This window comes from Streptomyces sp. UC4497, from assembly GCF_054871485.1.
Genome location: NZ_JBTYHB010000027.1, coordinates 45753 through 69095, shown reverse-complemented (window position 1 = coordinate 69095; position 23343 = coordinate 45753). Strand labels below are relative to the sequence as shown.

18 protein-coding genes are annotated in these 23343 nt (G+C 70.6%); 10 read left to right on the top strand and 8 right to left on the bottom strand.

What is annotated here, in order from left to right:
• Position 1: 1 nt before the first annotated feature.
• The gene (gene mutM / locus ACYSUO_RS30020) at positions 2-862 is read left to right on the top strand and encodes a bifunctional DNA-formamidopyrimidine glycosylase/DNA-(apurinic or apyrimidinic site) lyase (RefSeq protein ID WP_461779361.1); all 861 of its coding nucleotides are present in this window, start codon (positions 2-4) and stop codon (positions 860-862) included.
• 4 nt (positions 863-866) lie between these two features.
• Here the strand turns inward: mutM and ACYSUO_RS30015 are convergent, their stop codons facing one another.
• Positions 867-1808, bottom strand: coding sequence for a CAP domain-containing protein (locus ACYSUO_RS30015; protein ID WP_461779360.1), 942 nt, complete (start codon positions 1806-1808; stop codon positions 867-869).
• A gap of 152 nt (positions 1809-1960) precedes the next feature.
• Here ACYSUO_RS30015 and ACYSUO_RS30010 point away from each other — a divergent pair, with 152 nt between their 5' ends.
• The 4 genes from ACYSUO_RS30010 to ACYSUO_RS29995 all read left to right on the top strand — a co-directional run bounded on the left by ACYSUO_RS30010 (position 1961) and on the right by ACYSUO_RS29995 (position 8326).
• Entirely contained in the window at positions 1961-2242 is a 282-nt protein-coding gene (locus ACYSUO_RS30010) for an acylphosphatase (RefSeq protein WP_461779359.1), read from the top strand.
• 381 nt (positions 2243-2623) lie between these two features.
• The gene (locus ACYSUO_RS30005; RefSeq protein ID WP_306318751.1) at positions 2624-2827 is read left to right on the top strand and encodes a hypothetical protein; all 204 of its coding nucleotides are present in this window, start codon (positions 2624-2626) and stop codon (positions 2825-2827) included.
• 233 nt (positions 2828-3060) lie between these two features.
• A complete protein-coding gene (gene smc, locus ACYSUO_RS30000; RefSeq protein ID WP_461779358.1) occupies positions 3061-6672 on the top strand; it encodes a chromosome segregation protein SMC in 3612 nt (1203 codons plus the stop codon).
• A gap of 232 nt (positions 6673-6904) precedes the next feature.
• A complete protein-coding gene (locus ACYSUO_RS29995) occupies positions 6905-8326 on the top strand; it encodes a sugar porter family MFS transporter (protein ID WP_461779357.1) in 1422 nt (473 codons plus the stop codon).
• Between the two features lie 88 nt (positions 8327-8414).
• Here the strand turns inward: ACYSUO_RS29995 and ACYSUO_RS29990 are convergent, their stop codons facing one another.
• Entirely contained in the window at positions 8415-9392 is a 978-nt protein-coding gene (locus tag ACYSUO_RS29990; protein WP_461779356.1) for an LLM class flavin-dependent oxidoreductase, read from the bottom strand.
• 65 nt (positions 9393-9457) lie between these two features.
• Positions 9458-10903: a cytosine permease gene (locus ACYSUO_RS29985; protein WP_461779355.1), complete on the bottom strand. Its 1446-nt coding sequence runs from the start codon at positions 10901-10903 to the stop codon at positions 9458-9460.
• 256 nt (positions 10904-11159) lie between these two features.
• Between ACYSUO_RS29985 and ftsY the strand changes: the two genes are divergently transcribed.
• The gene (ftsY, locus tag ACYSUO_RS29980) at positions 11160-12386 is read left to right on the top strand and encodes a signal recognition particle-docking protein FtsY (protein WP_461779354.1); all 1227 of its coding nucleotides are present in this window, start codon (positions 11160-11162) and stop codon (positions 12384-12386) included.
• A gap of 72 nt (positions 12387-12458) precedes the next feature.
• Here ftsY and ACYSUO_RS29975 read toward each other — a convergent pair whose 3' ends face one another.
• Positions 12459-13127, bottom strand: a complete 669-nt coding sequence (locus ACYSUO_RS29975; protein WP_461779353.1) for a bifunctional DNA primase/polymerase — start codon at positions 13125-13127, stop codon at positions 12459-12461.
• 482 nt (positions 13128-13609) lie between these two features.
• On the opposite strand from ACYSUO_RS29975, the gene nsdA reads away from it, so the two are divergent.
• The 4 genes from nsdA (at position 13610) to ACYSUO_RS29955 (ending at position 19589) form a co-directional block, all read left to right on the top strand.
• Complete coding sequence (gene nsdA / locus ACYSUO_RS29970) at positions 13610-15088, top strand: transcriptional repressor NsdA (protein ID WP_461779396.1); 1479 nt, start codon at positions 13610-13612, stop codon at positions 15086-15088.
• A 326-nt stretch (positions 15089-15414) separates the two neighbouring features.
• On the top strand, positions 15415-16770 hold the full coding sequence (locus tag ACYSUO_RS29965) for an ammonium transporter (RefSeq protein WP_461779352.1): 1356 nt from the start codon (positions 15415-15417) through the stop codon (positions 16768-16770).
• Positions 16767-17105: a P-II family nitrogen regulator gene (locus ACYSUO_RS29960; protein ID WP_266714579.1), complete on the top strand. Its 339-nt coding sequence runs from the start codon at positions 16767-16769 to the stop codon at positions 17103-17105. The genes ACYSUO_RS29965 and ACYSUO_RS29960 overlap by 4 nt, the downstream gene beginning before the upstream one ends.
• 33 nt (positions 17106-17138) lie before the next feature.
• Positions 17139-19589, top strand: a complete 2451-nt coding sequence (locus tag ACYSUO_RS29955) for a [protein-PII] uridylyltransferase (protein ID WP_461779351.1) — start codon at positions 17139-17141, stop codon at positions 19587-19589.
• A 64-nt stretch (positions 19590-19653) separates the two neighbouring features.
• Here ACYSUO_RS29955 and ACYSUO_RS29950 read toward each other — a convergent pair whose 3' ends face one another.
• The 4 genes from ACYSUO_RS29950 to ACYSUO_RS29935 are packed head-to-tail and all read right to left on the bottom strand — an operon-like array spanning position 19654 to position 23225.
• A complete protein-coding gene (locus tag ACYSUO_RS29950) occupies positions 19654-20652 on the bottom strand; it encodes a glycine betaine ABC transporter substrate-binding protein (protein WP_461779350.1) in 999 nt (332 codons plus the stop codon).
• Positions 20653-20683: 31 nt separating this feature from the next.
• On the bottom strand, positions 20684-21475 hold the full coding sequence (locus ACYSUO_RS29945) for an ABC transporter permease (RefSeq protein ID WP_461779349.1): 792 nt from the start codon (positions 21473-21475) through the stop codon (positions 20684-20686).
• Entirely contained in the window at positions 21472-22581 is a 1110-nt protein-coding gene (locus tag ACYSUO_RS29940; protein ID WP_461779348.1) for an ABC transporter ATP-binding protein, read from the bottom strand. Before ACYSUO_RS29940 ends, ACYSUO_RS29945 begins: the two co-directional genes overlap by 4 nt.
• Entirely contained in the window at positions 22578-23225 is a 648-nt protein-coding gene (locus ACYSUO_RS29935; RefSeq protein ID WP_266714589.1) for an ABC transporter permease, read from the bottom strand. The genes ACYSUO_RS29940 and ACYSUO_RS29935 overlap by 4 nt, the downstream gene beginning before the upstream one ends.
• Positions 23226-23343: the final 118 nt, after the last annotated feature.

Sequence of the window (23343 nt, the reverse complement as noted above, 5' to 3'; positions counted from 1 at the left end):
TGTGCCAGAGCTGCCCGAAGTTGAGGTCGTCCGGCGTGGGCTGGAGCGGTGGGTGGCGCGTCGGACCGTTGCCGAGGTCGAGGTGTTGCATCCGCGGTCCGTGCGGCGGCACATCGCGGGTGGCGAGGACTTCGCGTCGCGGCTCAAGGGGCAGACGATCGGCGAGCCGAGCCGGCGCGGCAAGTATCTGTGGCTGCCGCTGGAGGGCTCGGGCCTCTCCGTCCTCGCCCACCTCGGCATGAGCGGCCAGCTCCTGGTGCAGCCGCACGACGCCCCCGACGAGAAGCACCTGCGCATCCGCGTCCGCTTCGCCGACGACCTTGCGACGGAGCTGCGCTTCGTCGACCAGCGCACCTTCGGCGGGCTCTCGCTGCACGACACCGACGACAGCGGCCTGCCCGACGTCATCGCGCACATCGCCCGCGACCCCCTCGACGCGCTCTTCGACGACGCCGCGTTCCACACCGCGCTGCGCGCGAAGCGCAGCACCATCAAGCGGGCCCTGCTCGACCAGTCCCTCATCAGCGGCGTCGGCAACATCTACGCGGACGAGGCACTGTGGCGCGCGAAGCTGCACTACGAGCGCCCCACGGGCACGTTCACGCGCCCGCGCACGGCCGAACTCCTCGGCCACGTAAGGGATGTGATGAACGCGGCGCTGAGCGTCGGCGGGACGAGCTTCGACTCCCTGTACGTGAATGTGAACGGGGAGTCGGGCTACTTCGACCGCTCCCTCGACGCGTACGGGCGTGAGGGGCTGCCGTGCCGGCGCTGTTCGACGCCCATGCGCCGGCGCCCCTGGATGAACCGGTCCAGCTACTACTGCCCGCGCTGCCAGCGCCCGCCGCGCACGCCGGCGTAGGACGTCAGTAGCCGAAGTCCTGCGTCCACCACGGCCCGCCCGAGCCGAAGTGCACGCCGACGCCCAAGGTCTTGAAGTCGCAGTTCAGGATGTTCGCCTTGTGGCCGGGGCTGTTCATCCAGGAGTCCATGACGGACTGGGCGTTGGCCTGACCGCGGGCGATGTTCTCGCCGCCGAGATCCGTGATGCCCGCCGCCTTGGCGCGGTCCCAGGGCGTCGCCCCGTCCGGGTCCGTGTGGTCGAAGAAGTCCCGCGCGGCCATGTCGTCGCTGAACGCCGTGGCGAGCGAGGCGAGGCCGCTGTCCGCCGTCACCGGGGAGCAACCCACCTTGGAGCGCTCCTGGTTGACGAGGGAGAGGACCTGCGCCGACGCCGCCTTCTCCGACGTGGTCGCCGCGCCGCCGCCCGCAGCGGAGGGCGCCTTCGTCCGCGCGGGCGACGACGGGGCGGACGTCGACGGGCTCGCGCTCTTCGTCCTCGTACCGCTGTCGTCGGCGGACCGGGACTGCTGCTCACGCTTCGACGGTTCGGAGGACCGCGGCGCGGCGCTCGAAGCGGACCGTGACGGCGTCGCGGACGGCGTGGCCCGCTCGGTGTCGCGGCTCGCCGCGGAGGGCGCCCGGTCGTCGACCGCACCGTCCGTGCTGCCCTGCGCCGTGACGTCGGGGGAGTCGGCGGCCTGCACCCTGCTGCCGTCACCGCCGCCGAACTTGAAGCCCCCGCCGCCGGGAATCAGTCCCGTGGTCACCGCGACCGCGCCCATCGCGACCGCGGCCGAGGCACCGAGCAGACCGGTGCGCAGCGGCACGCCGTCGCGCCGCTTCTTGCGGTGGTGGGAGGTGCCGGGTTCTGCGGGAGGCGTGGGGCGCGGTGGGTACTCCGCGTAGCCCTGCGCAAAGTCGCTCGCGTGCGGGCGGCCGGCGGCGGAGCGTCGGTGGCGTCCCATGTCCTGTGCCTTCCTGGTCCTCTGGTCCTCGCGGTCGTCACTGTGGTGCGTGCTTCTCACCCGTACGAGTGAGGCTCGATGGTCGGGGACGCTACCCCAACTCCCCAGTGGGCGAAGTGCTCCGAGTGCTTTTGGCCGGTTAGCGTGCACCCATGAACGAAGAAGTACGGCTCACCGCCTGGGTGCGAGGGCGTGTCCAACGTGTGGGTTTTCGGTGGTTCACCCGTGCACGCGCACTGGAGATCGGCGCCCTGAGTGGTTTTGCTCTCAATCTGGACGACGGGCGTGTCCAAGTGGTCGCCGAGGGACCGCGCGACGCGTGTCAGCAACTGCTCGACTGGCTCCATGGCGACGGCACACCCGGCCGGGTCGAGGGAGTGACTGAGATCTGGGACACGCCCCGCGGCGGTTACGACGGGTTTGCCATCCGCTGAGTCGTTACCGCAGGCGGGCCCGGGTGAGGGGGCGCGGGACGTGCCGCAGGCACCTGCGTGCGGCAGAAACTCCCTGGTGGTTGCCAAGAACGGGCACTCGTGGCAGGCTCCCCGGGAACGGATGATCTCTACGCCCCCGGGCCCCGAACGTGAGGCCGCACCGCAGGTTCTGCGGCGCGAAGCCCCCGGTTTGCCCGCCAATACGGGGCGTGATCGTGTTGACCGTCAAACTTTTTGGTGAGACTCTGGAAGTCCCCGCGCACCTTAGCTGTTTGGCATGTGAGAACGGCAGCAAAACAAGAAGTGCCAAGCACCGCGGGTGCGAATCCCTCACGACCCACACCGCTTCGGTCGGTCACTCATTGTGGAGGACCATCCATCATGGCAAAGGCGCTTCTCGGTTACGTCGGCGGCAGCGACCCGCGACTTCTCGCCGAGATGCGACGGCTCCAGCAGCGCGTCCAAGACCTCGAATCCGAGCTCGGCCGTATTCAGGCCGAGAACGACGCGCTCGCGGCTGCCGCTTCTCACGACTCTCTCATCGAGGGTATCGACGTACCCCAGGCGGAGCCTGCGCTCACCTGACCACCCCCAGCGACCCAGGTGGTCGGGCATCGCCCGTAACCAGCCGCTATCACCCGCTCCACCGAGTTATCCAAGGGACGCTTCGGCGTCCCTTTTTCCTCTCGGCACTCCTCCCGGTGCCCCCGCGCACCGTCATTCCTTGACGTTCTATACGTCTGATGTGCCCTGCACGTTCACGCGTGAAACCGTGGGTTCATGGAGTGAGACAGGGGTGCCGGGTAGAGTCCGACGGCGTGCACCTCAAGGCCCTGACCCTGCGCGGGTTCAAATCGTTCGCCTCGGCCACCACATTGCGGTTCGAGCCGGGCATCACTTGTGTCGTGGGCCCCAACGGTTCGGGCAAGTCCAATGTCGTGGACGCCTTGAGCTGGGTCATGGGCGAGCAGGGTGCCAAGTCGCTGCGCGGCGGCAAGATGGAGGACGTCATCTTCGCCGGCACGACCGGGCGGCCCCCGCTCGGCCGCGCCGAGGTCTCGCTGACCATCGACAACTCCGACGGCGCGCTGCCCATCGAGTACGCCGAGGTCACCATCACGCGGATCATGTTCCGCAATGGCGGCAGCGAGTACCAGATCAACGGCGACACGTGTCGACTCCTCGACATCCAGGAGCTGTTGTCGGACTCCGGCATCGGCCGCGAGATGCACGTCATCGTCGGGCAGGGCCAGCTCGACGGCGTGCTGCACGCCGATCCCATGGGCCGTCGCGCCTTTATCGAGGAGGCCGCGGGTGTCCTCAAGCACCGCAAGCGCAAGGAGAAGGCGCTGCGGAAGCTGGACGCGATGCAGGCCAACCTCTCGCGCGTACAGGACCTCACCGAAGAGCTGAGGCGGCAGTTGAAGCCGCTGGGCAGACAGGCCGCCGTCGCGCGCCGGGCCGCCGTCATCCAGGCCGACCTGCGCGACGCGCGGCTGCGGCTGCTCGCGGACGATCTCGTACGGCACCGTGAAGCGCTCAGCACCGAGGTCGCCGACGAGGCGGAGCTGAAGCGGCGCAAGGGCGCGGCCGAGGAGGAGCTGAAGAAGGCGCAGCTGCGCGAGGGGCACCTGGAGGACGCGGTCCGGCAGTTGACGCCCCGGCTGCAGCGGGCGCAGCAGTCCTGGTACGAGCTGTCCCAGCTGGCCGAGCGGGTGCGCGGGACGGTGTCGCTCGCCGACGCGCGGGTCAAGAGCGCCACGGCGGCGCCCACGGAGGAGCGGCGCGGGCGTGAGCCCGAGGATCTCGAGCGCGAGGCCGCGCGGGTGCGTGAGCAGGAGGCCGAGCTGGAGGCCGCCCTCGAAGCGGCGCAGGTCGCCCTGGACGAGACGGTCTCCCACCGGGCGGACCTGGAGCGGGAGTTGGCGGTCGAGGAGCGCCGGCTCAAGGACGTCGCGCGGGCCATCGCCGACCGGCGCGAGGGCCTCGCCCGGCTTCAGGGCCAGGTCAACGCCGCCCGCTCCCGGGCCGCTTCCGCGCAGTCCGAGATCGACCGGCTCGCCGCTTCCCGCGACGAGGCGCAGCAGCGGGCGGTCGCCGCGCAGGAGGAGTACGAGCAGCTGCAGGCCGAGGTCGACGGGCTCGACGCCGGTGACGAGGAGCTCTCCGCGCGGCACGAGGCGGCCAAGGCCGCGCTCGCCGAGGCGGAGGCCGCGCTGAGCGCCGCGCGGGAGGCCGCCACGTCCGGGGAGCGCAAGCGCGCGGCGCTCGCGGCCCGCCACGAGGCGCTCGCGCTCGGACTGCGGCGCAAGGACGGCACGGGTGCGCTGCTCGGCGCGAAGGACCGGTTGACCGGGCTGCTCGGCCCCGCCGCCGAGCTGCTGTCGGTGGCGCCTGGGTACGAGGTGCCGGTGGCGGCGGCGTTCGGCGCGGCGGCCGACGCGATCGCGGTGACCACCCCCACGGCCGCGGCCGACGCGATCCGCCTGCTGCGCAAGCAGGACGGGGGACGGGCGTCGCTGCTGCTCGCCAATGAAGCCCCTGCGGCGATTGAGCAGCGGGGTCTGGGGCAGAGCCCCAGCGGTTCCGCGCACCCTGCGGCTCAGGGCGAACCCCGGCCCACCCCGGACCCTCCACACGCAGCGGAGCTGGTCCGCGGGCCAGATGAGTTGATGCCCGCCGTGCGCCGGCTCCTGCGCGGAATCGTCGTCGTAGGGACGCTCGAGGACGCCGAGGATCTGGTGTACGCGCGGCCCGACGTGACCGCGGTGACCGCCGAAGGCGACCTGCTCGGCGCGCACTTCGCGCACGGTGGATCCGCCGGGGCGCCGAGCCTCCTGGAGGTGCAGGCGTCCGTCGACGAGGCCGCCGCCGAGCTGGAGGAGCTGGCGGCCCAGTGCGAGCAGTGGGCCGAGGCGCAGCACGCCGCGGCCGAGCGGCGCACCGAGTGTGCCGCGCTCGTCGAGGAGTTGGGGCAGCAGCAGCGGGTCATAGAGCGCGAGCGTTCGGGTCGGGCGCAGCAGCTCGGCCGGCTCGCCGGGCAGGCGCGCGGCGCCGCGGGCGAGGCCGAGCGCAGCGCCGCCGCCGCGACCAAGGCACAGGACGCGCTGGAGAACGCCGTACAGGACGCCGAGGAGCTGGCCGAGCGCCTCGCCGTGGCCGAGGAACAGCCCGCCGACGAGGAACCCGACACCTCCGTGCGCGACCGCCTCTCCGCCGACGGGGCCAACGCCCGGCAGACGGAGATGGAGGCGCGCCTCCAGGTGCGTACCCACGAGGAGCGCGTCAAGGGGCTCGCGGGCCGCGCCGACTCGCTCGACCGGGCCGCCCGCGCCGAGCGCGACGCACGCGCGCGTGCCGAGCGGCAGCGCGCCCGCCGCCAGTACGAGGCCTCCGTCGCCGAGGCCGTCGCCTCCGGCGCCCGCCAGCTGCTCGCGCACGTCGAGGTCTCCATCACCCGGGCCGACGAGGAGCGGACCCTCGCCGAGCAGGCCAAGGCGGCGCGGGAGCAGGAGCTCGGAGCCGAGCGGGCGCGCGGCCGCGAGCTCAAGGAAGAACTCGACAAGCTGACGGATTCGGTCCACAAGGGCGAGGTACTCGGCGCCGAGAAGCGGCTGCGGATCGAGCAGCTGGAGACCAAGGCGCTGGAGGAACTCGGTGTCGAACCGGCCGGACTTGTCGCGGACTACGGTCCCGACCAGCTCGTGCCGCCCTCGCTCCCCGCCGAGGGCGAGGAGCTGCCCGAGGACCCGGAGCACCCGCGCAACAGGCCCCGCCCGTTCGTCCGTTCGGAGCAGGAGAAGCGGCTGAAGTCCGCGGAGCGCGCGTACCAGCAGCTCGGCAAGGTCAACCCGCTTGCTCTGGAGGAGTTCGCGGCGCTGGAGGAGCGCCACCAGTTCCTCAGCGAGCAGCTGGACGACCTGCGGAAGACCCGCGCGGACCTGCTTCAAGTGGTGAAGGAGGTCGACGAGCGTGTCGAGCAGGTCTTCACCGAGGCCTACCGGGACACGGCGCGCGAGTTCGAGGGCGTCTTCAGCCGGCTGTTCCCGGGCGGTGAGGGACGGCTCGTCCTGACCGACCCCGAGAACATGCTCACGACAGGTGTCGATGTCGAGGCCCGACCGCCGGGCAAGAAGGTCAAGCGGCTCAGCCTGCTCTCGGGCGGCGAGCGGTCCCTGACCGCGGTGGCGCTCCTCGTGGCCATCTTCAAGGCGCGGCCGAGCCCGTTCTATGTGATGGACGAGGTGGAGGCGGCGCTCGACGACACCAACCTGCAGCGCCTCATCCGCATCATGCGGGAGCTGCAGGAGGCCTCGCAGCTCATCGTGATCACGCACCAGAAGCGCACGATGGAGGTCGCCGACGCGCTGTACGGCGTGTCCATGCAGGGCGACGGGGTGTCGAAGGTCATCAGCCAGCGGCTGAGCTAGGCCCCGGGCGTACCGGCCCCTACCAGTGTTCAAGCCTTGAACGCAGCACGACACACCCATGCCTGAAATTCACAGGACCCGAAGTATTGACTTCAAAACATGAAGGCATAGTCTCTGCAACGTTGCTTTTACCTTCAGGTGGTGGGTGGCGCGAAGTTATGCGCCACTGGAATCGCATCTGAAGGGCTCGCCCCCACCCCCGGCAGCGAGGCCGGTGGCCCGAGGAGTACATGTGACCAGCAGTGCGGCACCAGTAGCGGGAGCCCGGCAGGAAGAGCCGGGCAATCTCCGACGTGTCACCTTGATCGCGGCCGGTGCCGCCATGGGTGGCTTCCTTTTCGGCTACGACAGCTCAGTCATCAACGGAGCCGTCGAAGCCATCCGTGACCGATGGGACATCGGCTCCGGGACCCTCGCTCAGGTCATCGCCATCGCGCTGCTCGGCTCAGCCATCGGCGCGGCGACCGCCGGACGGATCGCCGACCGGATCGGCCGCGTGCGGTGCATGCAGATCGCGTCCGTGCTGTTCATCATCAGCGCCCTCGGCTCGTCGATGCCGTTCGCGCTGTGGGACCTGATGCTGTGGCGCGTCATCGGTGGCTTCGCCATCGGTATGGCCTCGGTGCTCGGCCCGACGTACATCGCCGAGGTGGCGCCGCCGGCCTACCGCGGCCGGCTCGGCTCCTTCCAGCAGGCCGCCATCGTGCTCGGCATCGCCATCTCGCAGCTGGTCAACTACGGCCTGCTGAACGCCGCGGGCGGCGACCAGCGCGGTGAGCTGCTCGGCCTGGAGGCCTGGCAGGTCATGCTCGGCATCATGGTGATCCCCGCCGCCCTGTACGGCGTGTTCACGTTCATGATCCCGGAGTCGCCGCGCTACCTGCTCGGCAAGGGCCGCCCCGACGAGGCCCGCAAGGTCATCCGGCAGGTCGAGGGCGACGGCGCGGACGCGGACGTCCGCATCGCCGAGATCGAGCACGGCATGAAGAACGAGCGCCTGTCGACCTTCCGGGACCTCAAGGGCAGCTTCATCTTCAAGCCGATCGTCTGGGTCGGTATCGGCCTCGCGGTCTTCCAGCAGTTCGTCGGCATCAACGTCGCGTTCTACTACTCCTCGACGCTGTGGCAGTCGGTCGGTGTCGACCCGACGGACTCGTTCTTCTACTCGTTCACGACGTCGATCATCAACATCATCGGCACCGTCGTGGCGATGCTCCTGATCGACCGCGTCGGCCGCAGGCCGCTCGCCCTCATCGGCTCCGTCGGCATGGTCATCGGTCTCGCGCTGGAGGCCTGGGCGTTCTCGTACGACCTGGTCGGCGGCAAGCTGCCGAACACGCAGGGCTGGGTCGCCCTGATCGCCGCGCACTGGTTCGTCTTCTTCTTCGCGATGAGCTGGGGCGTCATCCTCTGGGTCATGGTCGGTGAGATGTTCCCGCCGAAGATCCGGGCCACCGCCATCGGTGTCGCGTCGATGTTCAACTGGCTGGCGAACTACACCATCACCGCGACGTTCCCGTCCCTGTCCGACTGGAACCTGAGCGGCACGTACGTGATCTACACGATCTTCGCGGCGCTCTCCATCCCCTTCACCCTGAAGTTCGTGAAGGAGTACAAGGGCAAGACACTGGAGGAAGCGGAAACGGTCGTCTGACCTCCGCCTTCCCCTCCCCAGACCGGGGAGATGGATTCAAGTCCCCGCTGCCATCTCCCCGCTTCCGTGACTGCCCCGGCCGAAGGACCTACGACTGGTCCTTCAGCCGGGGCAGTACGTTTTCGCAGTACAGCTGCAGGCTGCGGCGGCCCTCGTCCAGGGGCATGCCGCCGGAGAGCGGATGCAGGATGTAGTTGTCGAGCCCCTGCGCCAGACACTCGTCGGGCGTGAGGACCCGGTAGACGCCCTCGGCGCGCAGTTCCTCGACCGTCGCCGCGCCCGACTTCACCGCCGACTTGATGTCCTGCGACTGCCAGGACGCGTACGTCCGCGCCTCGTGCAGGAAGTGTTCGCCGTGCTCGGCCCAGGTGCGGTCCGGGTCGTCGGACAGGTGCAGGAGCGGGGTCACCTTCCCCGGCATCATGGTCCAGCCCTCGGTCCCGTACTCCTCCAGGAGCTCCTTGTAGTACGCCTCGATCTCCGGCAGGTGCGCGCTCGGGAAGAACGGGAGACCGAGCCGGGCCGCCCGGCGCGCGGCCGCCTTCGAGGAGCCGCCGACCAGGAGCAGCGGGTGCGGCTGGGTGAAGGGGCGCGGGGTGACGCGGACCCGGCGGCCGCGGAACTCGAACTCCTCGCCGGTCCACGCCTTGAGCAGCGTTTCGAGCAGCTCGTCCTGGAGCTTGCCGCGCCGCTTCCACTCCACGTCGAATTGCGCGTACTCCTCGGGCCGGTAGCCGATCCCGGAGACCGTCACCAGGCGGCCGCCGCTGAGCAGGTCGAGCACGGCGATGTCCTCGGCGAGGCGGAGCGGGTCGTGCAGCGGGCCGATGATCGCGGAGACGGTGACCGCGATGCGCTCCGTGGCCCCGAGGACCGCGCCCGCGAAGGTGAAGGGCGAGGGCAGCCAGTTGTTGGCGACGCCGTGGTGCTCCTCGGTCTGCACCGTGTCGATGCCCTGCTCGTCGGCGTAGCGGGCCATCTCGACGGCCGCCTGGTAGCGGGCGGCGAGCGTCTCGGGCGTGCCGGCGGGGTCGACGAGGTTGAACCGTACGACGGACACGGGCATGGAAAAGTCCCCCTCCGCGAGGCGTGGAGCCGGATGCGTGGAGGGGGACGTTAGCTGACGGAGCGTCAGGAGGCCATGGCCTCGACGGCGTCGGACTCGTCCGGGTCCTTCGTGATGTCGGCCGGCTTGGGCAGCGCCAGGTAGAGCAGGCCGGAAACGACGATCGTGACGACCCAGCCGAGGCCGTACTCACCGATGAAGTTGTTCGTGGCGAGCGGGCCCGAGAACCAGGTCGACGACGTGAACAGCAGGCCGACGACCAGGCCGATCGCCCAGGCGACGCACGCGGCGGGGGAGAAGCCGCCCTTGTACCAGTAGGCGCTGGTGCGGGTGGTGTCGATCAGCGCGGCGGCGTCGTAGTGCTTGCGCTTGAACATGTCCGCGCCGAAGACGCCGACCCAGGCGGAGAAGGCCACGGCGAGCAGCGAGAGGAAGGAGATGAACGAGCTCATGAAGCTCGTCGCGACCAGCATCAGGATGGCGCCGAAGACCAGCGAGATCACCGCGTTGATGGAGACGGCCCAGTGGCGCGGCACCTTGAAGCCGAGGGTCTGCGCGGTGAAGCCGGCCGAGTACATCGACATGGCGTTGATCAGCAGCATGCCGACCAGGGCGATCAGCAGGTACGGCACCGCGATCCACAGCGGCAGGATCTCGCCGAGGAAGGAGACCGGGTCCTGGGCGGAGGCCAGGTCGGGGGTGGAGACCGCCATCACGGCGCCCATCAGGACCATCGGCAGCACGACGATGCCGGCGCCGCCGATCGAGTTCCCGATGATGCCCTTCGTGGAGGCCGTGCGCGGCAGGTAGCGGGTGAAGTCGGGGGAGGACGGGATCCAGCTGACGCCACCGGCGGCGATCATGCCGATGCCCGCGACCATCAGGGACGTCTTCCCGGTGGGCTGCCCGAAGACCTCGGACCAGTCGGTGTTGATGATCAGGTAGACCAGCACCAGGACCGAGAAGATCCCGAAGAGGTACGTCGCGTACTTGTTGCACATCTGCACGACGTTGATCCCGAGGCCCGAGATCGCGAACGTGGCGCACACGAACAGGAACAGGGTGAGGATCACCAGGAAGTTGTTCTGCTTGATGCCGAACAGGATGTCCAGGACGGTGAGCACGGCGTACGCGCCGGTCACCGCGTTGATCGTCTCCCAGCCCCAGCGCGCCACCCAGATCAGCGAGCCGGGCAGCAGATTGCCGCGCTGCCCGAACACCGCGCGGGAGAGCGCCATGCCGGGCGCGCCACCGCGCTTGCCCGCGATGCCGATCAGACCCACGAGGCCGTACGACACGATGGGCGCCGCGATGGCGACGACGATGGCCTGCCAGAAGTTCAGCTTGTACGTCACGACGAGGCTCGCGCCCATCGTGAGCAACAGCACGCTGATATTGGCGGCGACCCAGGTGGGGAAGAGCTCGCGGGTCTTGGCGGTGCGCTCGGCGTCGGGGACGGGCTCGATGCCGCGTGTCTCCAGCGCGCCTTCGGCTTCGGCGGTCTTGCTCATGCGGTGGGGTTCCGTGCCTCTCGCTCGGCTCCGTCGTGGGGGACGGGGAGCCGGTGGGGGGTGACGGGCCCGCAGGGCCCTTGTGGGTGGTGTCGAGATCTGGGCGTGGTGTCCGGATCGCGTTGGACTCTACGCGCGTTGATGCGACGACTGCCATCGTACTTTAGTCCGAGTCGAACCCGTCAGAGCCCTTTGTCCTTTGGAGGAAGGCACGAACAAGGCTTGGGCGGGGTCCATGACTGATACTGGACGGGTTATGGAAACCGTCATCCTTGCTGTAGTCATCGCCGTGGTCGTGATCGGCGCGCTCGGCGGGCTCGTGATCGGCAGCCGCAAGAAGAAGCAGCTGCCCCCGTCCCCGCCGTCGGCGCCCGACATCACCACCGCCCCGCCCGCCGAGCCGCACGTCGGCGAAGAGGCCGAGACGCCGCGCGACGAAGCGCGGCGCACGATCGAAGAGGTCGATCTCCCCACCGCCGAGCCGGCGGTGGAGGAGGAACCCGAGGCCCCGGCCGTCGAGGAGCCCGCCGCTCCCGAGGTCGAGGTTCCGGAGCCGACCGCGGGCCGCCTCGTGCGGCTGCGCGCCCGCCTTTCCCGGTCGCAGAACGCGCTCGGCAAGGGCCTGCTCACCCTTCTGTCCCGCGAGCACCTCGACGAGGACACGTGGGAGGAGATCGAGGACACGCTGCTCACCGCCGATGTCGGCGTGCAGCCCACCCAGGAACTGGTCGAGAACCTGCGCGAGCGCGTCAAGGTGCTCGGTACCCGCACGCCGGACGAGCTGCGCGCGCTGCTGCGCGAGGAGCTCCTCAAGCTGCTGGTCCCCGAGTTCGACCGCACCGTGAAGACCGAGGGCTTCGCCACCGAGGGCGCGACGCCCGGCATCGTGATGGTCGTCGGCGTCAACGGCACCGGCAAGACCACCACCACCGGCAAGCTCGCGCGCGTGCTCGTCGCCGACGGCAAGAACGTGGTGCTCGGCGCCGCGGACACCTTCCGTGCCGCCGCCGCCGACCAGCTGCAGACGTGGGGCGAGCGGGTCGGTGCGCGCACCGTGCGCGGCCCCGAGGGCGGCGACCCGGCCTCCATCGCCTTCGACTCCGTCAAGGAGGGCATCGAGGAGGGCGCCGACGTCGTCCTCATCGACACCGCGGGGCGCCTGCACACCAAGACCGGGCTCATGGACGAGCTCGGCAAGGTCAAGCGGGTCGTGGAGAAGCACGCGCCGCTCGACGAGGTGCTGCTCGTGCTCGACGCGACGACGGGGCAGAACGGTCTGGTCCAGGCCCGCGTGTTCGCCGAGGTCGTCGACATCACTGGCATCGTGCTGACCAAGCTGGACGGTACGGCCAAGGGTGGCATCGTCGTGGCCGTGCAGCGGGAGCTGGGTGTGCCGGTCAAGCTCGTGGGTCTCGGCGAGGGCCCCGACGACCTGGCGCCGTTCGAGCCGGAGGCGTTCGTGGATGCGCTTATCGGCGAGTAGCGGAGCTTCTCTTCGCATCTTGCGGGGAACTGCGGACCGGCTTCACCCGGTCACGTGGTTCCCCGCTTTCGTTCATGCGCAGGGCGAGCGGTGCGCCACGTACGCCAGCGTGCCCAGGAGCAGCCGTGCCTGCGGTGGTTGGGTCGCCGTGTCCAGGGACGGCGCGCGCAGCCACGTCGTCGGGCCGAGGCCGCCGCGGTCCGAGGGCGGCGCCGTGACGTAGGACCCCGCGCCCAGCGCGTGCAGGTCGAGGTCGGCGTCGTCCCAGCCCATCCGGTAGAGCAGCGTGGGGAGTTCGACCGCGGCGCCCGGTGCCACGAAGAAGTGGGCGCGGCCCTGCGGGGTGGCGACGACCGGGCCGAGCGGGAGGCCCATGCGCTCCAGGCGGATCAGGGCGCGGCGCCCCGCGGCCTCCGGCACATCGATCACGTCGAAGGCCCGGCCGACCGGCAGCAGCACCGCGGCGCCGGGGAACCGGCCCCAGAACTCGGTCACTTCGTCGAGCGTGGCCCCCGCCGGCACCACCGCGGCCGGGTCGAGGGGGTGGGCGCCGGGGGCCGGGCAGCCGGCCTTTCCGCAGGAGCACTCGGAGCCGGCGGCGCGGGCGCCGGGCGCCACGTCCCAGCCCCAGAGGCCGGTGAACTCCGCCACCGTGGTGCAGTCCGAAGCGCGGCCGGACGTGCGGCCGCGGCGCCGTGAGCCGGTGCGCATCTCGCGCATGCCGCCGATCGTGAAGCCCATGCCCCCTCCAACCCATCCCGTGCGCCAGTGGTTACGTGGTGGAATCGGATCGTTACCCAATGCGCACGCCGTCCCGGTCGAGCCGGAGCCGATTCGCATTCGGGGTGGTGCGCCCGGTGTCGCGCGCCCCCGTCCACCCTGGTTCGCCTACTTCCAGCTGTCCTATGTCAAGTGAATCGTGTGGGGCCACTGCTGAGTTCATTCGAAGGGGTGGCGAATGGTGGCGTTTCCGTGTTCGCCCTCGCCGGAGGGGTGATCGTAGGATTACTTTCAGTGCACGAGCCCTGAGGGTGAGTGCACCCGTGGGTATGCCGGAGGCAAGTCGGTTTCCTGTTCGAGGAGTGACAACTGCCGGACGGGGAGCCTGGTTTGACGGCATCCTGGTAGGGCTTGCGGGCAAGAGCGTGAAGGCCGACGGTCGACTGGTCGACGGGACTTCGCACACAGCGGCTTAGATGGCTTTCAGGGATGGGGGCGTTCCAGTGGGCGGCAGCGGCGGTGGCGTCACGAACGCCGAGAAGCGCCCGAACGAGCTGCTCGGTTCGTGGTTCGTGCGCAGCGGCTGGTCCAAGGGCGAGCTGGCGCGCCAAGTGAACCGACGGGCCCGGCAGTTGGGTGCGAACCACATCTCCACGGACACCTCGCGCGTGCGCCGATGGCTCGACGGGGAGAACCCGCGCGAGCCGATCCCGAGGATCCTCAGCGAGCTGTTCTCCGAGCGCTTCGGCTGTGTCGTCGCCGTCGAGGACCTCGGCCTGCGCGCCGCGCACCAGGCGCCCTCGGTGTCCGGCGTCGACCTGCCCTGGACCGCTCCCCAGACCGTGGCGCTCATCGGCGAGTTCTCGCGCAGCGACCTGATGCTCGCGCGCCGCGGCTTCCTCGGCAGCTCGCTCGCGCTCGCCGCGGGCCCCTCGCTGATCGAGCCGATGCAGCGCTGGCTGGTGCCGACCCCGGGGGCTTCGGCCAGGCCGGAGCCGGAGCAGGCCACGCAGCGTCGCGGGAACCGGCTCTCGAAGCCGGAGCTCGACCTCCTGGAGTCGACCACGGTGATGTTCCGCCAGTGGGACGCCCAGTGCGGCGGCGGCCTGCGCCGCAAAGCAGTCGTCGGCCAGCTCCACGAGGTGACCGACCTGCTTCAGGAGCCGCAGCCCGAGGGGACGACGCGCCGCCTGTTCAAGGTCGCCGCCGAACTCGCCGAGCTGGCGGGCTGGATGAGCTACGACGTGGGCCTTCAGCCCACCGCCCAGAAGTACTTCGTGCTCGCCCTGCACGCCTCCAAGGAAGCGGGCGACAAGCCGCTGGGCTCGTACGTGCTCAGCAGCATGAGCCGGCAGATGATCCACCTCGGCCGCCCCGACGACGCCCTGGAACTCATCCACCTCGCCCAGTACGGCAGTCGCGACTGCGCCAGCCCTCGCACCCAGTCCATGCTGTATGCGATGGAGGCCCGCGCGTACGCGAACATGGGGCAGCCCGGCAAGTGCAAGCGCGCCGTTCGGATGGCCGAGGACACCTTCACGGACGCCGACGACTGGGACGACCCGGATCCCGACTGGATCCGCTTCTTCTCCGAGGCCGAACTGCACGGCGAGAACAGCCACTCGTACCGGGATCTCGCCTACGTGGCGGGTCGCAGCCCCACGTACGCGTCGATGGCCGGGCCCGTGATGAAGCGCGCCGTCGAGCTGTTCGGGAAGGACGCCGAGCACCAGCGTTCGTACGCGCTGAACCTGATCGGGATGGCCACGGTGCACCTCCTGCAGAAGGAGCCCGAGCAGTCCACGGTGCTCGCGGGGCAGGCCCTGGAGATCGCCAGGAAGGTGCGCTCCGAGCGGGTCAACACCCGGATCCGTAAGACGGTCGCCACCGCGGTACGGGACTTCGGCGAGGTCGCCGAGGTCATCGATCTCACCGAACAGCTCGCGCTCCACCTGCCCGAGACCGCCGAAGCGGCGGTCTGACGGCGGGGGAGCACCCCCACAAACGCCGGCCACGGCCATCCGTCCCGAAACAGCCCGACTCGGCTCCCCTACGCCAGGTCATCGCGGACGGAGACCGTGGCCGGTCTCTTTTCCCGTCCGGTCGCGTCACCGTAACGAGCGGCCCGGACACAATCCGGCATTTCATCCACCCGTAACACCCACGACCTCTTCGTCACTGCGGCGAAACACCGAGGGGCCCGAACGGAAACGGCGCTGCGCCAATCTCATGGCGCATAACCGGCCCACCCCTCATGACCGCTCAGGCTTCGCCCGCACGGGGCCGTACCAACGACGAGGAGACGCCGATGGCACCAGCCATCACGCTGGCGGCAGACGCACCCACACTGTCGCCCGCCAACACAGGTTTCATGCTGATCTGTTCCGCCCTGGTGATGCTGATGACCCCGGGCCTGGCCTTCTTCTACGGAGGCATGGTCCGCGTCAAGAGCACCCTGAACATGCTGATGATGAGCTTCATCAGCCTCGGGATCGTCACGATCCTGTGGGTCCTCTACGGCTTCTCCGTCGCGTTCGGCACCGACAAGGGGTCGATCATCGGCTGGGACGGCGACTTCGTCGGGCTCAGCGGGATCGGCATCACCGAGCTCTGGGACGGCTACACGATCCCGATCTACGTATTCGCGGTCTTCCAGCTGATGTTCGCGGTGCTCACGCCCGCGCTGATCAGTGGCGCGCTCGCGGACCGCGTGAAGTTCAGCGCCTGGGCGCTGTTCATCGCGCTGTGGGTCACGATCGTGTACTTCCCGGTCGCGCACTGGGTGTGGGGGACCGGCGGCTGGGCCTTCGAGCTCGGTGTGATCGACTTCGCCGGTGGTACGGCCGTGCACATCAACGCCGGTGCCGCGGCGCTCGGCGTGATCCTCGTCATCGGCAAGCGCGTCGGCTTCAAGAAGGACCCGATGCGGCCGCACTCGCTGCCGTGGACGATGCTCGGCGCCGGTCTGCTGTGGTTCGGCTGGTTCGGCTTCAACGCCGGCTCGTGGCTGGGCAACGACGACGGCGTGGGCGCGCTGATGTTCATCAACACGCAGGTCGCGACCGCCGCCGCCATGCTGGCCTGGCTGGTCTACGAGAAGATCCGGCACGGCGCGTTCACCTCGCTCGGCGCCGCGTCCGGTGCCGTCGCCGGTCTGGTCGCCATCACTCCTTCCGGTGGTTCCTGCTCGCCGCTCGGCGCGATCGCCATCGGCGCCATCGCCGGTGTGCTCTGCGCCATGGCCGTGGGCCTCAAGTACAAGTTCGGCTACGACGACTCGCTCGACGTCGTCGGCGTCCACCTGGTCGGCGGCGTCGTCGGCTCCGTGCTGGTCGGCTTCTTCGCCACGGGCGGCGGTCAGTCCGACGTGGCGGGCCTGTTCTACGGTGGCGGACTGTCCCAGCTGTGGAAGCAGCTCGCGGGTGTCGGCGGCGTCCTCGCCTACTCGCTGATCGTCTCCGCGGTCCTCGCCTTCGCCCTCGACAAGACGATGGGTATGCGGGTTCCCGAGGACGACGAGGTCTCCGGCATCGACCAGGCCGAGCACGCCGAGACGGCGTACGACTACAGCGGAGCGGGCGGCGGAGCCCTGGCCCGCCAGGCCGTTCCCGCCCCGGCCGCCACCCCGAAGGACCCGCAGAACACGAAGAAGGTCGACGCATGAAGCTGATCACCGCCGTCGTCAAGCCGCACCGGCTCGACGAGATCAAGGAAGCCCTCCAGGCCTTCGGTGTCCAGGGGCTTACCGTGACAGAGGCCAGCGGATACGGCCGTCAGCGCGGGCACACCGAGGTCTACCGCGGCGCCGAGTACACCGTCGACCTGGTACCCAAGATCCGGATAGAGGTCCTGGTCGAGGACGACGACGCCGAGCAGCTGCTCGATGTCGTGGTGAAGGCCGCGCGGACCGGCAAGATCGGCGACGGCAAGGTCTGGGCGGTCCCCGTCGAGACCGCCGTGCGGGTCCGCACCGGCGAGCGCGGGCCGGACGCGCTGTAACGGATCATTCATGGACGGAACGGGAGTCGCCGGGTGACGAGCGTGAACGACGTACGTGCTGAATCAGAGGATTCCGGACCCAGCGGCTATGCGGCGGCCCGGCTGCGCCTCCTCCAGGGGGAGGCGCGGTCCGGGCCGCCGCGCCGTGCCGCGCTCGCGGAGCTGACCGACGACTGGCTCGCGGGGCTCTTCGGCAGTGGGGCGGCAGGGGTCTCGCTCGTGGCGGTCGGCGGCTACGGCCGCGGTGAGCTGTCCCCGCGCAGCGACCTCGACCTGCTCCTGCTGCACGACGGCTCGGCGGACTCCGGGGAGGTCGCGGCGCTCGCCGACCGCATCTGGTACCCGGTGTGGGACCTGGGCCTCGCCCTCGACCACTCCGTCCGTACGCCGGCGGAGGCGCGCAAGACCGCGGGCGACGACCTCAAGGTGCAGCTCGGCCTGCTCGACGCCCGGCACCTCGCGGGTGACCTCGGGCTGACGGCGGGGCTGCGCACCGCCGTGCTCGCGGACTGGCGCAACCAGGCGCTGCGGCGGCTTCCCGAACTGCGCGAGCTGTGCGAGGAACGGGCCGAGCGCCAGGGCGAGTTGCAGTTCCTGCTCGAACCGGACCTGAAGGAGGCGCGGGGCGGCCTGCGGGACGCCACCGCGCTGCGCGCCGTCGCCGCCTCATGGCTCGCGGACGCGCCCCGCGAGGGCCTCGCCGACGCGCGGCGCCGACTCCTCGACGTACGGGACGCCCTGCATCTGGCCACCGGGCGGGCCACCGACCGGCTCGCGCTCCAGGAGCAGGACCAGGTCGCCGCGGAACTGGGCCTGTTGGATGCCGATACGTTGCTGCGGCAGGTGTACGAGGCCGCGCGCACGGTGTCGTACGCCAGCGATGTCACCTGGCGGGAGGTGGGCCGGGTGCTCAAGTCCCGGTCCGCCAAGCCGCGGCTGCGGTCCCTGCTCGGCGGCGGGAAGGCCGCGCCGGTCGAGCGGTCGCCGCTCGCCGAGGGCGTCGTCGAGATGGAGGGGGAGGTGGTGCTGGCCCGTGCCGCCAAGCCCGACCGGGACCCGGTCCTGCCGCTGCGCGCCGCCGCCGCTGCCGCCCAGGCGGGCCTGCCGCTGTCGCTGCACGCGGTGCGCCGGATGGCGGCCGCCGCCCGCCCGCTGCCCGCGCCCTGGCCCGCCGAGGCCCGCGAACAGCTGGTCACGCTGCTCGGCGCGGGGCGACCGACCGTCGAGGTGTGGGAGGCCCTGGAGGCCGAGGGGCTGATCACTCGGCTGATCCCGGACTGGGAGCGGGTGCGGTGCAGGCCGCAGCGCAACGCCGTGCACACGTGGACGGTCGACCGACACCTCGTCGAAACCGCCGTGCAGGCCTCCGAGTTGACGCGGCGCGTGCACCGGCCCGACCTGCTGCTCGTGGCGGCGCTGCTGCACGACATCGGCAAGGGCTGGCCGGGGGACCACTCGGTCGCCGGCGAGATCATCGCGCGGGACGTCGCCGCGCGGATCGGCTTCGACCGGGCCGATGTCGCCGTGCTCGCCTCCCTCGTACGGCACCACCTGCTGCTCATCGAGACCGCCACGCGGCGTGACCTGGAGGACCCTGCGACCGTACGGTCCGTCGCGGACGCGGTCGGCTCGACCGGGACGCTGGAACTGCTGCACGCGCTGACCGAGGCCGACGCGCTGGCCACCGGGCCCGCCGCCTGGTCGTCCTGGCGGGGATCGCTCGTCACCGACCTGGTCAAGCGGGTCTCGGCGGTGCTCGCGGGGGACGAGCCGGTCGACCCGGACGATGCCGAGCCGACGGCCGAGCAGGAGCGGCTCGCGGTGGAGGCGCTGCGCACCGGCGGGCCCGTCCTCGCGCTGCGGGCGCAGACGGACGCGGTGCCGACCGAGGGCGACGGGGCCGAGGAACCGGAGCCGCTGGGCGTCGAGTTGGTGATCGCGGTGCCGGAGCAGGACGGGGTGCTTCCGGCCGTCGCCGGGGTGCTGGCGATGCACCGGCTGACCGTGCGGACGGCGGAGCTGCGGGCGCTGACACCGCCGGAGGGTGTGGAAGGGGTCGCCCTGCTGCTGGACTGGCGGGTCGCCGCCGAGTACGGCTCGCTGCCGCAGGCCGCGCGGCTGCGCGCCGATCTCGTACGGGCCCTCGACGGCTCGCTCGACATCGCGGCGCGGCTGGCCGAGCGGGACGCCGCGTATCCGCGCAGGCGCGGGGTGGTGGCGCCGGCGGCCCGGGTGACGGTGGCGTCGGCGGGCTCGCGGCGGGCGACGGTGATCGAGGTGCGGGCGCACGACGCGCCGGGTCTGCTGCACCGCATCGGGCGGGCGCTCGAGGCGTCCGGGGTGCGGGTGCGCTCGGCGCATGTGTCGACGCTGGGCGCCAACGCGGTCGACGCGTTCTACGTGGCCGGGGGCGACGGGGGACCGCTGCCTTCGCAGGAGGCGGTGTCCGTGGCGCGGGGCGTGGAGGAGGCGCTGCGGGGGTGAGCCGCCCGCGCGCGGGGGTTGCGCGGGGCGGGGCCGGGGTGGGTGAACCCCGGCCCCTGCCGCGTCACTTGCCGATGAAGCCGTTCGTCCGCAGGAAGTACAGCGCGGCCTGATCCGCGCTCTTGCCCTCCAGGTCGACCATCCCGTTGAGCTTGATGACGGTCTTCTCGGTGAGCTTGTCGCCCAGCTTCTTCGCCAGCTTCGCGAGCTGCGGGTACTTCTTTGCGGTCTCGTCGCGCACGGTCAGCGCGGCCAGCTCCGTGGTGAAGTGCCCCTTGTCGTCGTCCAGGACCTTGAGGTTCAGGGACTCCAGGCGGGCGTCCGTCGTGAACACCTCGGCGAACTTGCAGGGGCTGCCCTTCGCCACGTTCACGAAGTCCAGCGCGAACGCGTTCTGGTAGACCTGCGGCGCCTGGAACTTGAGCTTGTACGAGCTCTTCTCCAGCCCCGCCAGCTCACGGTCCAAGAACTCCGAGGCCCCGCACAGCGTCGCGTCCTCGGGGTGCTCCTTCGCCAGCTTCGCCAGGTCGCTGATCGAGTCGACCTCGCCCGCGCGGCCGGAGGCGTCGGAGGCGCGGGCCAACGCGTACTGGTTGCCGAACTTCGCCGGGCCCAGCCACTTGATCTTGTGCTTCTTCAGGTCCTCGCCCGACGTGGCCCTGAACTGCGCGGCGCTGCCCTGCACGGGCGTGTCGTGCTGCAGGAACAGGGTCCAGCCGGTGCCGGAGTAGTCCCAGTACATGTCGATGTCGCCGCTCTGCAGCGCGCTGCGGGCGATCGTGGTGCCCTGCAGGCCCGTCTGGTCCTTCGTCCGCGCCCCGGCGGCCTCGAGCGCGTACTTCGTGATCTTGCCGAGGATCTGCTGCTCGGTGAACTCCTTGGAGCCGACCGTGAAGTGCGCGCCCTTCAGGTCGACGTCCTTGGCGATCGAGCCGCCTTCGAGCTGCTTCTGGCTCGCGGTGCGCGGCAGGTTGTCGGAGGAACCGGCGGACGCGCCGGAGCAGCCCGTCAGGGCCGCGCCGAGCAGCGCGACGCACAGCGCCGTGGCCGGTCCGAATCGCATGCGTGTCTTCACTTCTCTCACAGGCCCCTTCTCACAGACCGCGCGGGCGCAGCAGGTTCTCGACGATCCCGGCGACCCAGTCCACGAGCAGCGCGAGGACGGCCACGAGCACACTTCCGGTGATCAGGACCAGGTTCCGGCTGGAGTTGATCCCGTTCGAGATCACATCGCCGAGGCCGCCGGCCCCGATGAACGTCGCGAGCGCGACCGTGCCCACCGTGATCACCAGTGCCGTACGGATACCGGCGAGCATCACCGGCACCGCGAGCGGCAGTTCGATCCGGCGCAGCACCTCCCACCGGGTCATGCCCATGCCCTGCGCGGACTCCAGGATCGACGGATCGACCTGCTGGAGGCCCGCGATGGTGTTGCGCAGCACCGGAAGGACGCCGTACGCGACGAACGCGATCAGCGCGATCTGCGTCACCCCGAGGCTGACGAAGGCCACCGCGAGCAGCACGATCAGGCCGAGCGAGGGCAGCGCCTGCCCGATGCTGGCGATCGCGAGGACCGGCCCGGCGAGGGGGCGGGCCCAGCGGCGGGTGAGCAGCACGCCGAGCGGGATGGCGATCACGAGGATCAACACCGTTGCGGCCGCGGTCAGTTCGAGGTGCGTGAGGGTGCGGCTGAGCAGGTAGTCCGCGTTCAGGCTGCGCAGCTCGATCTGGTCCTTCTCCTGCCCGGAGACGTACCAGGCGAGCAGCGCGAGGACCACGGCGAGGGCGAGCGGGGTGAGGGCGAGGCGCCACAGCGGCGGCAGGACGCGGGTGCGTTCGGTGGCCTTCGCTGCGGCCGGGAGCTCGTCGACGAGTGCCTGGGTCACGGCCGCGCCCCCTGCAGCAGACCGGCGGCGCCGTCGGAGTGGATCAGCGTCCGCAGGGTGTCCAGGGTGACGACCCCGCGGTAGCGGCCCGCGTCGTCGACGACCGTCAGCGCGGACGCGTTCACGGCGAGCAGCTCGTCGAGCGCGTCGTACAGGCTCGTGCCCGGGCCGAGCGGGGAGATCAGCGGCAGCCGTGCGCCACCGTCGGCGGGCAGCCAGCCGACGGGGCGGCGGTCCTCGTCCAGGACAACCACGGACTCCCGCTCGCTGTCGGCGGCGGCGTCCCGCTGCTCCTCGGCGCTCGCCGAATCGGCGACCGTGGGCCACAGCGGTACGTCGACGTTCCCGAGCCGGGTCAGCGAGAGGCGGCGGACCGCCGCGCCGGACCCGATGAAGTCGGTGACGAACTCGCTGGCGGGCTCGGCGAGGATCTTCTCCGGGGTGTCGTACTGGACAACGTTGCCGTGCTCGGCGAAGACGGCGATCTTGTCGCCCATCTTCACGGCCTCGTCGATGTCGTGGGTGACGAAGACGATCGTCTTGCGCAGCTTCGACTGGATCTTGAGGAACTCGTTCTGCAGCGCCTCGCGGTTGAGCGGGTCGATGGCGCCGAACGGCTCGTCCATCAGCATCACCTGCGGGTCGCCGCCGAGCGCGCGGGCGACGCCGACGCGCTGCTGCTGGCCGCCGGAGAGCTGCTTCGGGTAGCGGCCGCGGTACGTGTCCGGGTCCAGGCCCACCATGTCGAGCAGCTCGTCCACGCGCGCGTGGGTGCGCTTCTTGTCCCAGCCGAGCAGGCCGGGCACGGTGGCTATGTTCTGGGCGACCGTCTGGTGCGGGAAGAGGCCGGACTGCTGGATCGCGTAGCCGATGCGGCGGCGCAGCTCGTGCACCGGGATCTTCGTGACGTCCTCGTCGGCCAGGTGGATGCGGCCCGACGTCGGCTCGATCAGCCGGTTGATCAGCTTCATCGTCGTGGTCTTGCCGCAGCCGGAGGGCCCGACGAAGACCACGATCTTGCCTTCGGGGATCTCCAACGTCAGGTCGTCCACGGCCGGACGCTCCTGCCCTGCGTAGGACTTGGTCAGCCGGTCGAGCCGGATCATCGGGTGACCCCCTTCGGAGTGGTCAGACGGTTGAGCAGGGCGAAGAGCAGATCGAAGAGCAGCGCGAGGACGACGATGGCGAGCGCGCCCTCGAGCGTCAGATAGACGGCGAACGGGGTGCCCGCGCTGGCGAGTCCGTCGAGGATGAGCTTGCCGAGCCCCGGCCCGTTCACGGCGGCGGCGATCGCGGCGATGCCGAGCAGCATCTGCGTCGCGACCCGCAGGCCGGTGAGGACCACGGGCCAGGCCAGCGGGAACTCGATGGTGGCGAGCACCTTGAGGCGGGTCATGCCCATCGCGTTCGCCGACTCGATGACGGCCGGGTCCAACTCGCGCAGGCCGACGACCGTGTTACGTATGACGGGCAGCAGCGCGTACAGCGTCAGGGCCACGATCGAGGGCCCGGTGCCCAGGCCGAGCGGCGTGATGAGCAGGCCGAACAGCGCGTACGACGGGATCGTCAGCAGCAGCCCGGCCGCCCCGAGCACGGCGGCGCGCGGCGCCTTCGTCCGGTACGTCAGGATCGCCACCGGCACGCCGATGAGCACCGCGAGGGCCAGTCCTTCGAGGACCAGCAGGATGTGCGCGAGCGTGGCGTCGAGCACGTCGGGCCAGTTGCCCTGGAAGTAGTCGAAGAAGTTCACGCCGGCCTCCCTCGGGGTGCCGGCGGCCTACGGACCGGCCGTGGGGGCCGGTACGTGGAAAGGGAGGTCATCGGTGAACTCCTGTTCAGCTCATAGGTGCGTACGGCGGTTCGCCGCA

What these genes read in the sequence shown, in the direction of transcription:
- ACYSUO_RS29950 (WP_461779350.1), bottom strand. Translation starts at nt 20,652, where the DNA reads ATGCGATTCGGACCGGCCACGGCGCTGTGCGTCGCGCTGCTCGGCGCG.
- ACYSUO_RS29965 (WP_461779352.1), top strand. Translation starts at nt 15,415, where the DNA reads ATGGCACCAGCCATCACGCTGGCGGCAGACGCACCCACACTGTCGCCC.
- ACYSUO_RS30005 (WP_306318751.1), top strand. Translation starts at nt 2,624, where the DNA reads ATGGCAAAGGCGCTTCTCGGTTACGTCGGCGGCAGCGACCCGCGACTT.
- ftsY (WP_461779354.1), top strand. Translation starts at nt 11,160, where the DNA reads ATGGAAACCGTCATCCTTGCTGTAGTCATCGCCGTGGTCGTGATCGGC.
- ACYSUO_RS29990 (WP_461779356.1), bottom strand. Translation starts at nt 9,392, where the DNA reads ATGCCCGTGTCCGTCGTACGGTTCAACCTCGTCGACCCCGCCGGCACG.
- ACYSUO_RS30015 (WP_461779360.1), bottom strand. Translation starts at nt 1,808, where the DNA reads ATGGGACGCCACCGACGCTCCGCCGCCGGCCGCCCGCACGCGAGCGAC.
- ACYSUO_RS29975 (WP_461779353.1), bottom strand. Translation starts at nt 13,127, where the DNA reads ATGGGCTTCACGATCGGCGGCATGCGCGAGATGCGCACCGGCTCACGG.
- ACYSUO_RS29985 (WP_461779355.1), bottom strand. Translation starts at nt 10,903, where the DNA reads ATGAGCAAGACCGCCGAAGCCGAAGGCGCGCTGGAGACACGCGGCATC.
- ACYSUO_RS30010 (WP_461779359.1), top strand. Translation starts at nt 1,961, where the DNA reads ATGAACGAAGAAGTACGGCTCACCGCCTGGGTGCGAGGGCGTGTCCAA.
- ACYSUO_RS29940 (WP_461779348.1), bottom strand. Translation starts at nt 22,581, where the DNA reads ATGATCCGGCTCGACCGGCTGACCAAGTCCTACGCAGGGCAGGAGCGT.
- ACYSUO_RS29960 (WP_266714579.1), top strand. Translation starts at nt 16,767, where the DNA reads ATGAAGCTGATCACCGCCGTCGTCAAGCCGCACCGGCTCGACGAGATC.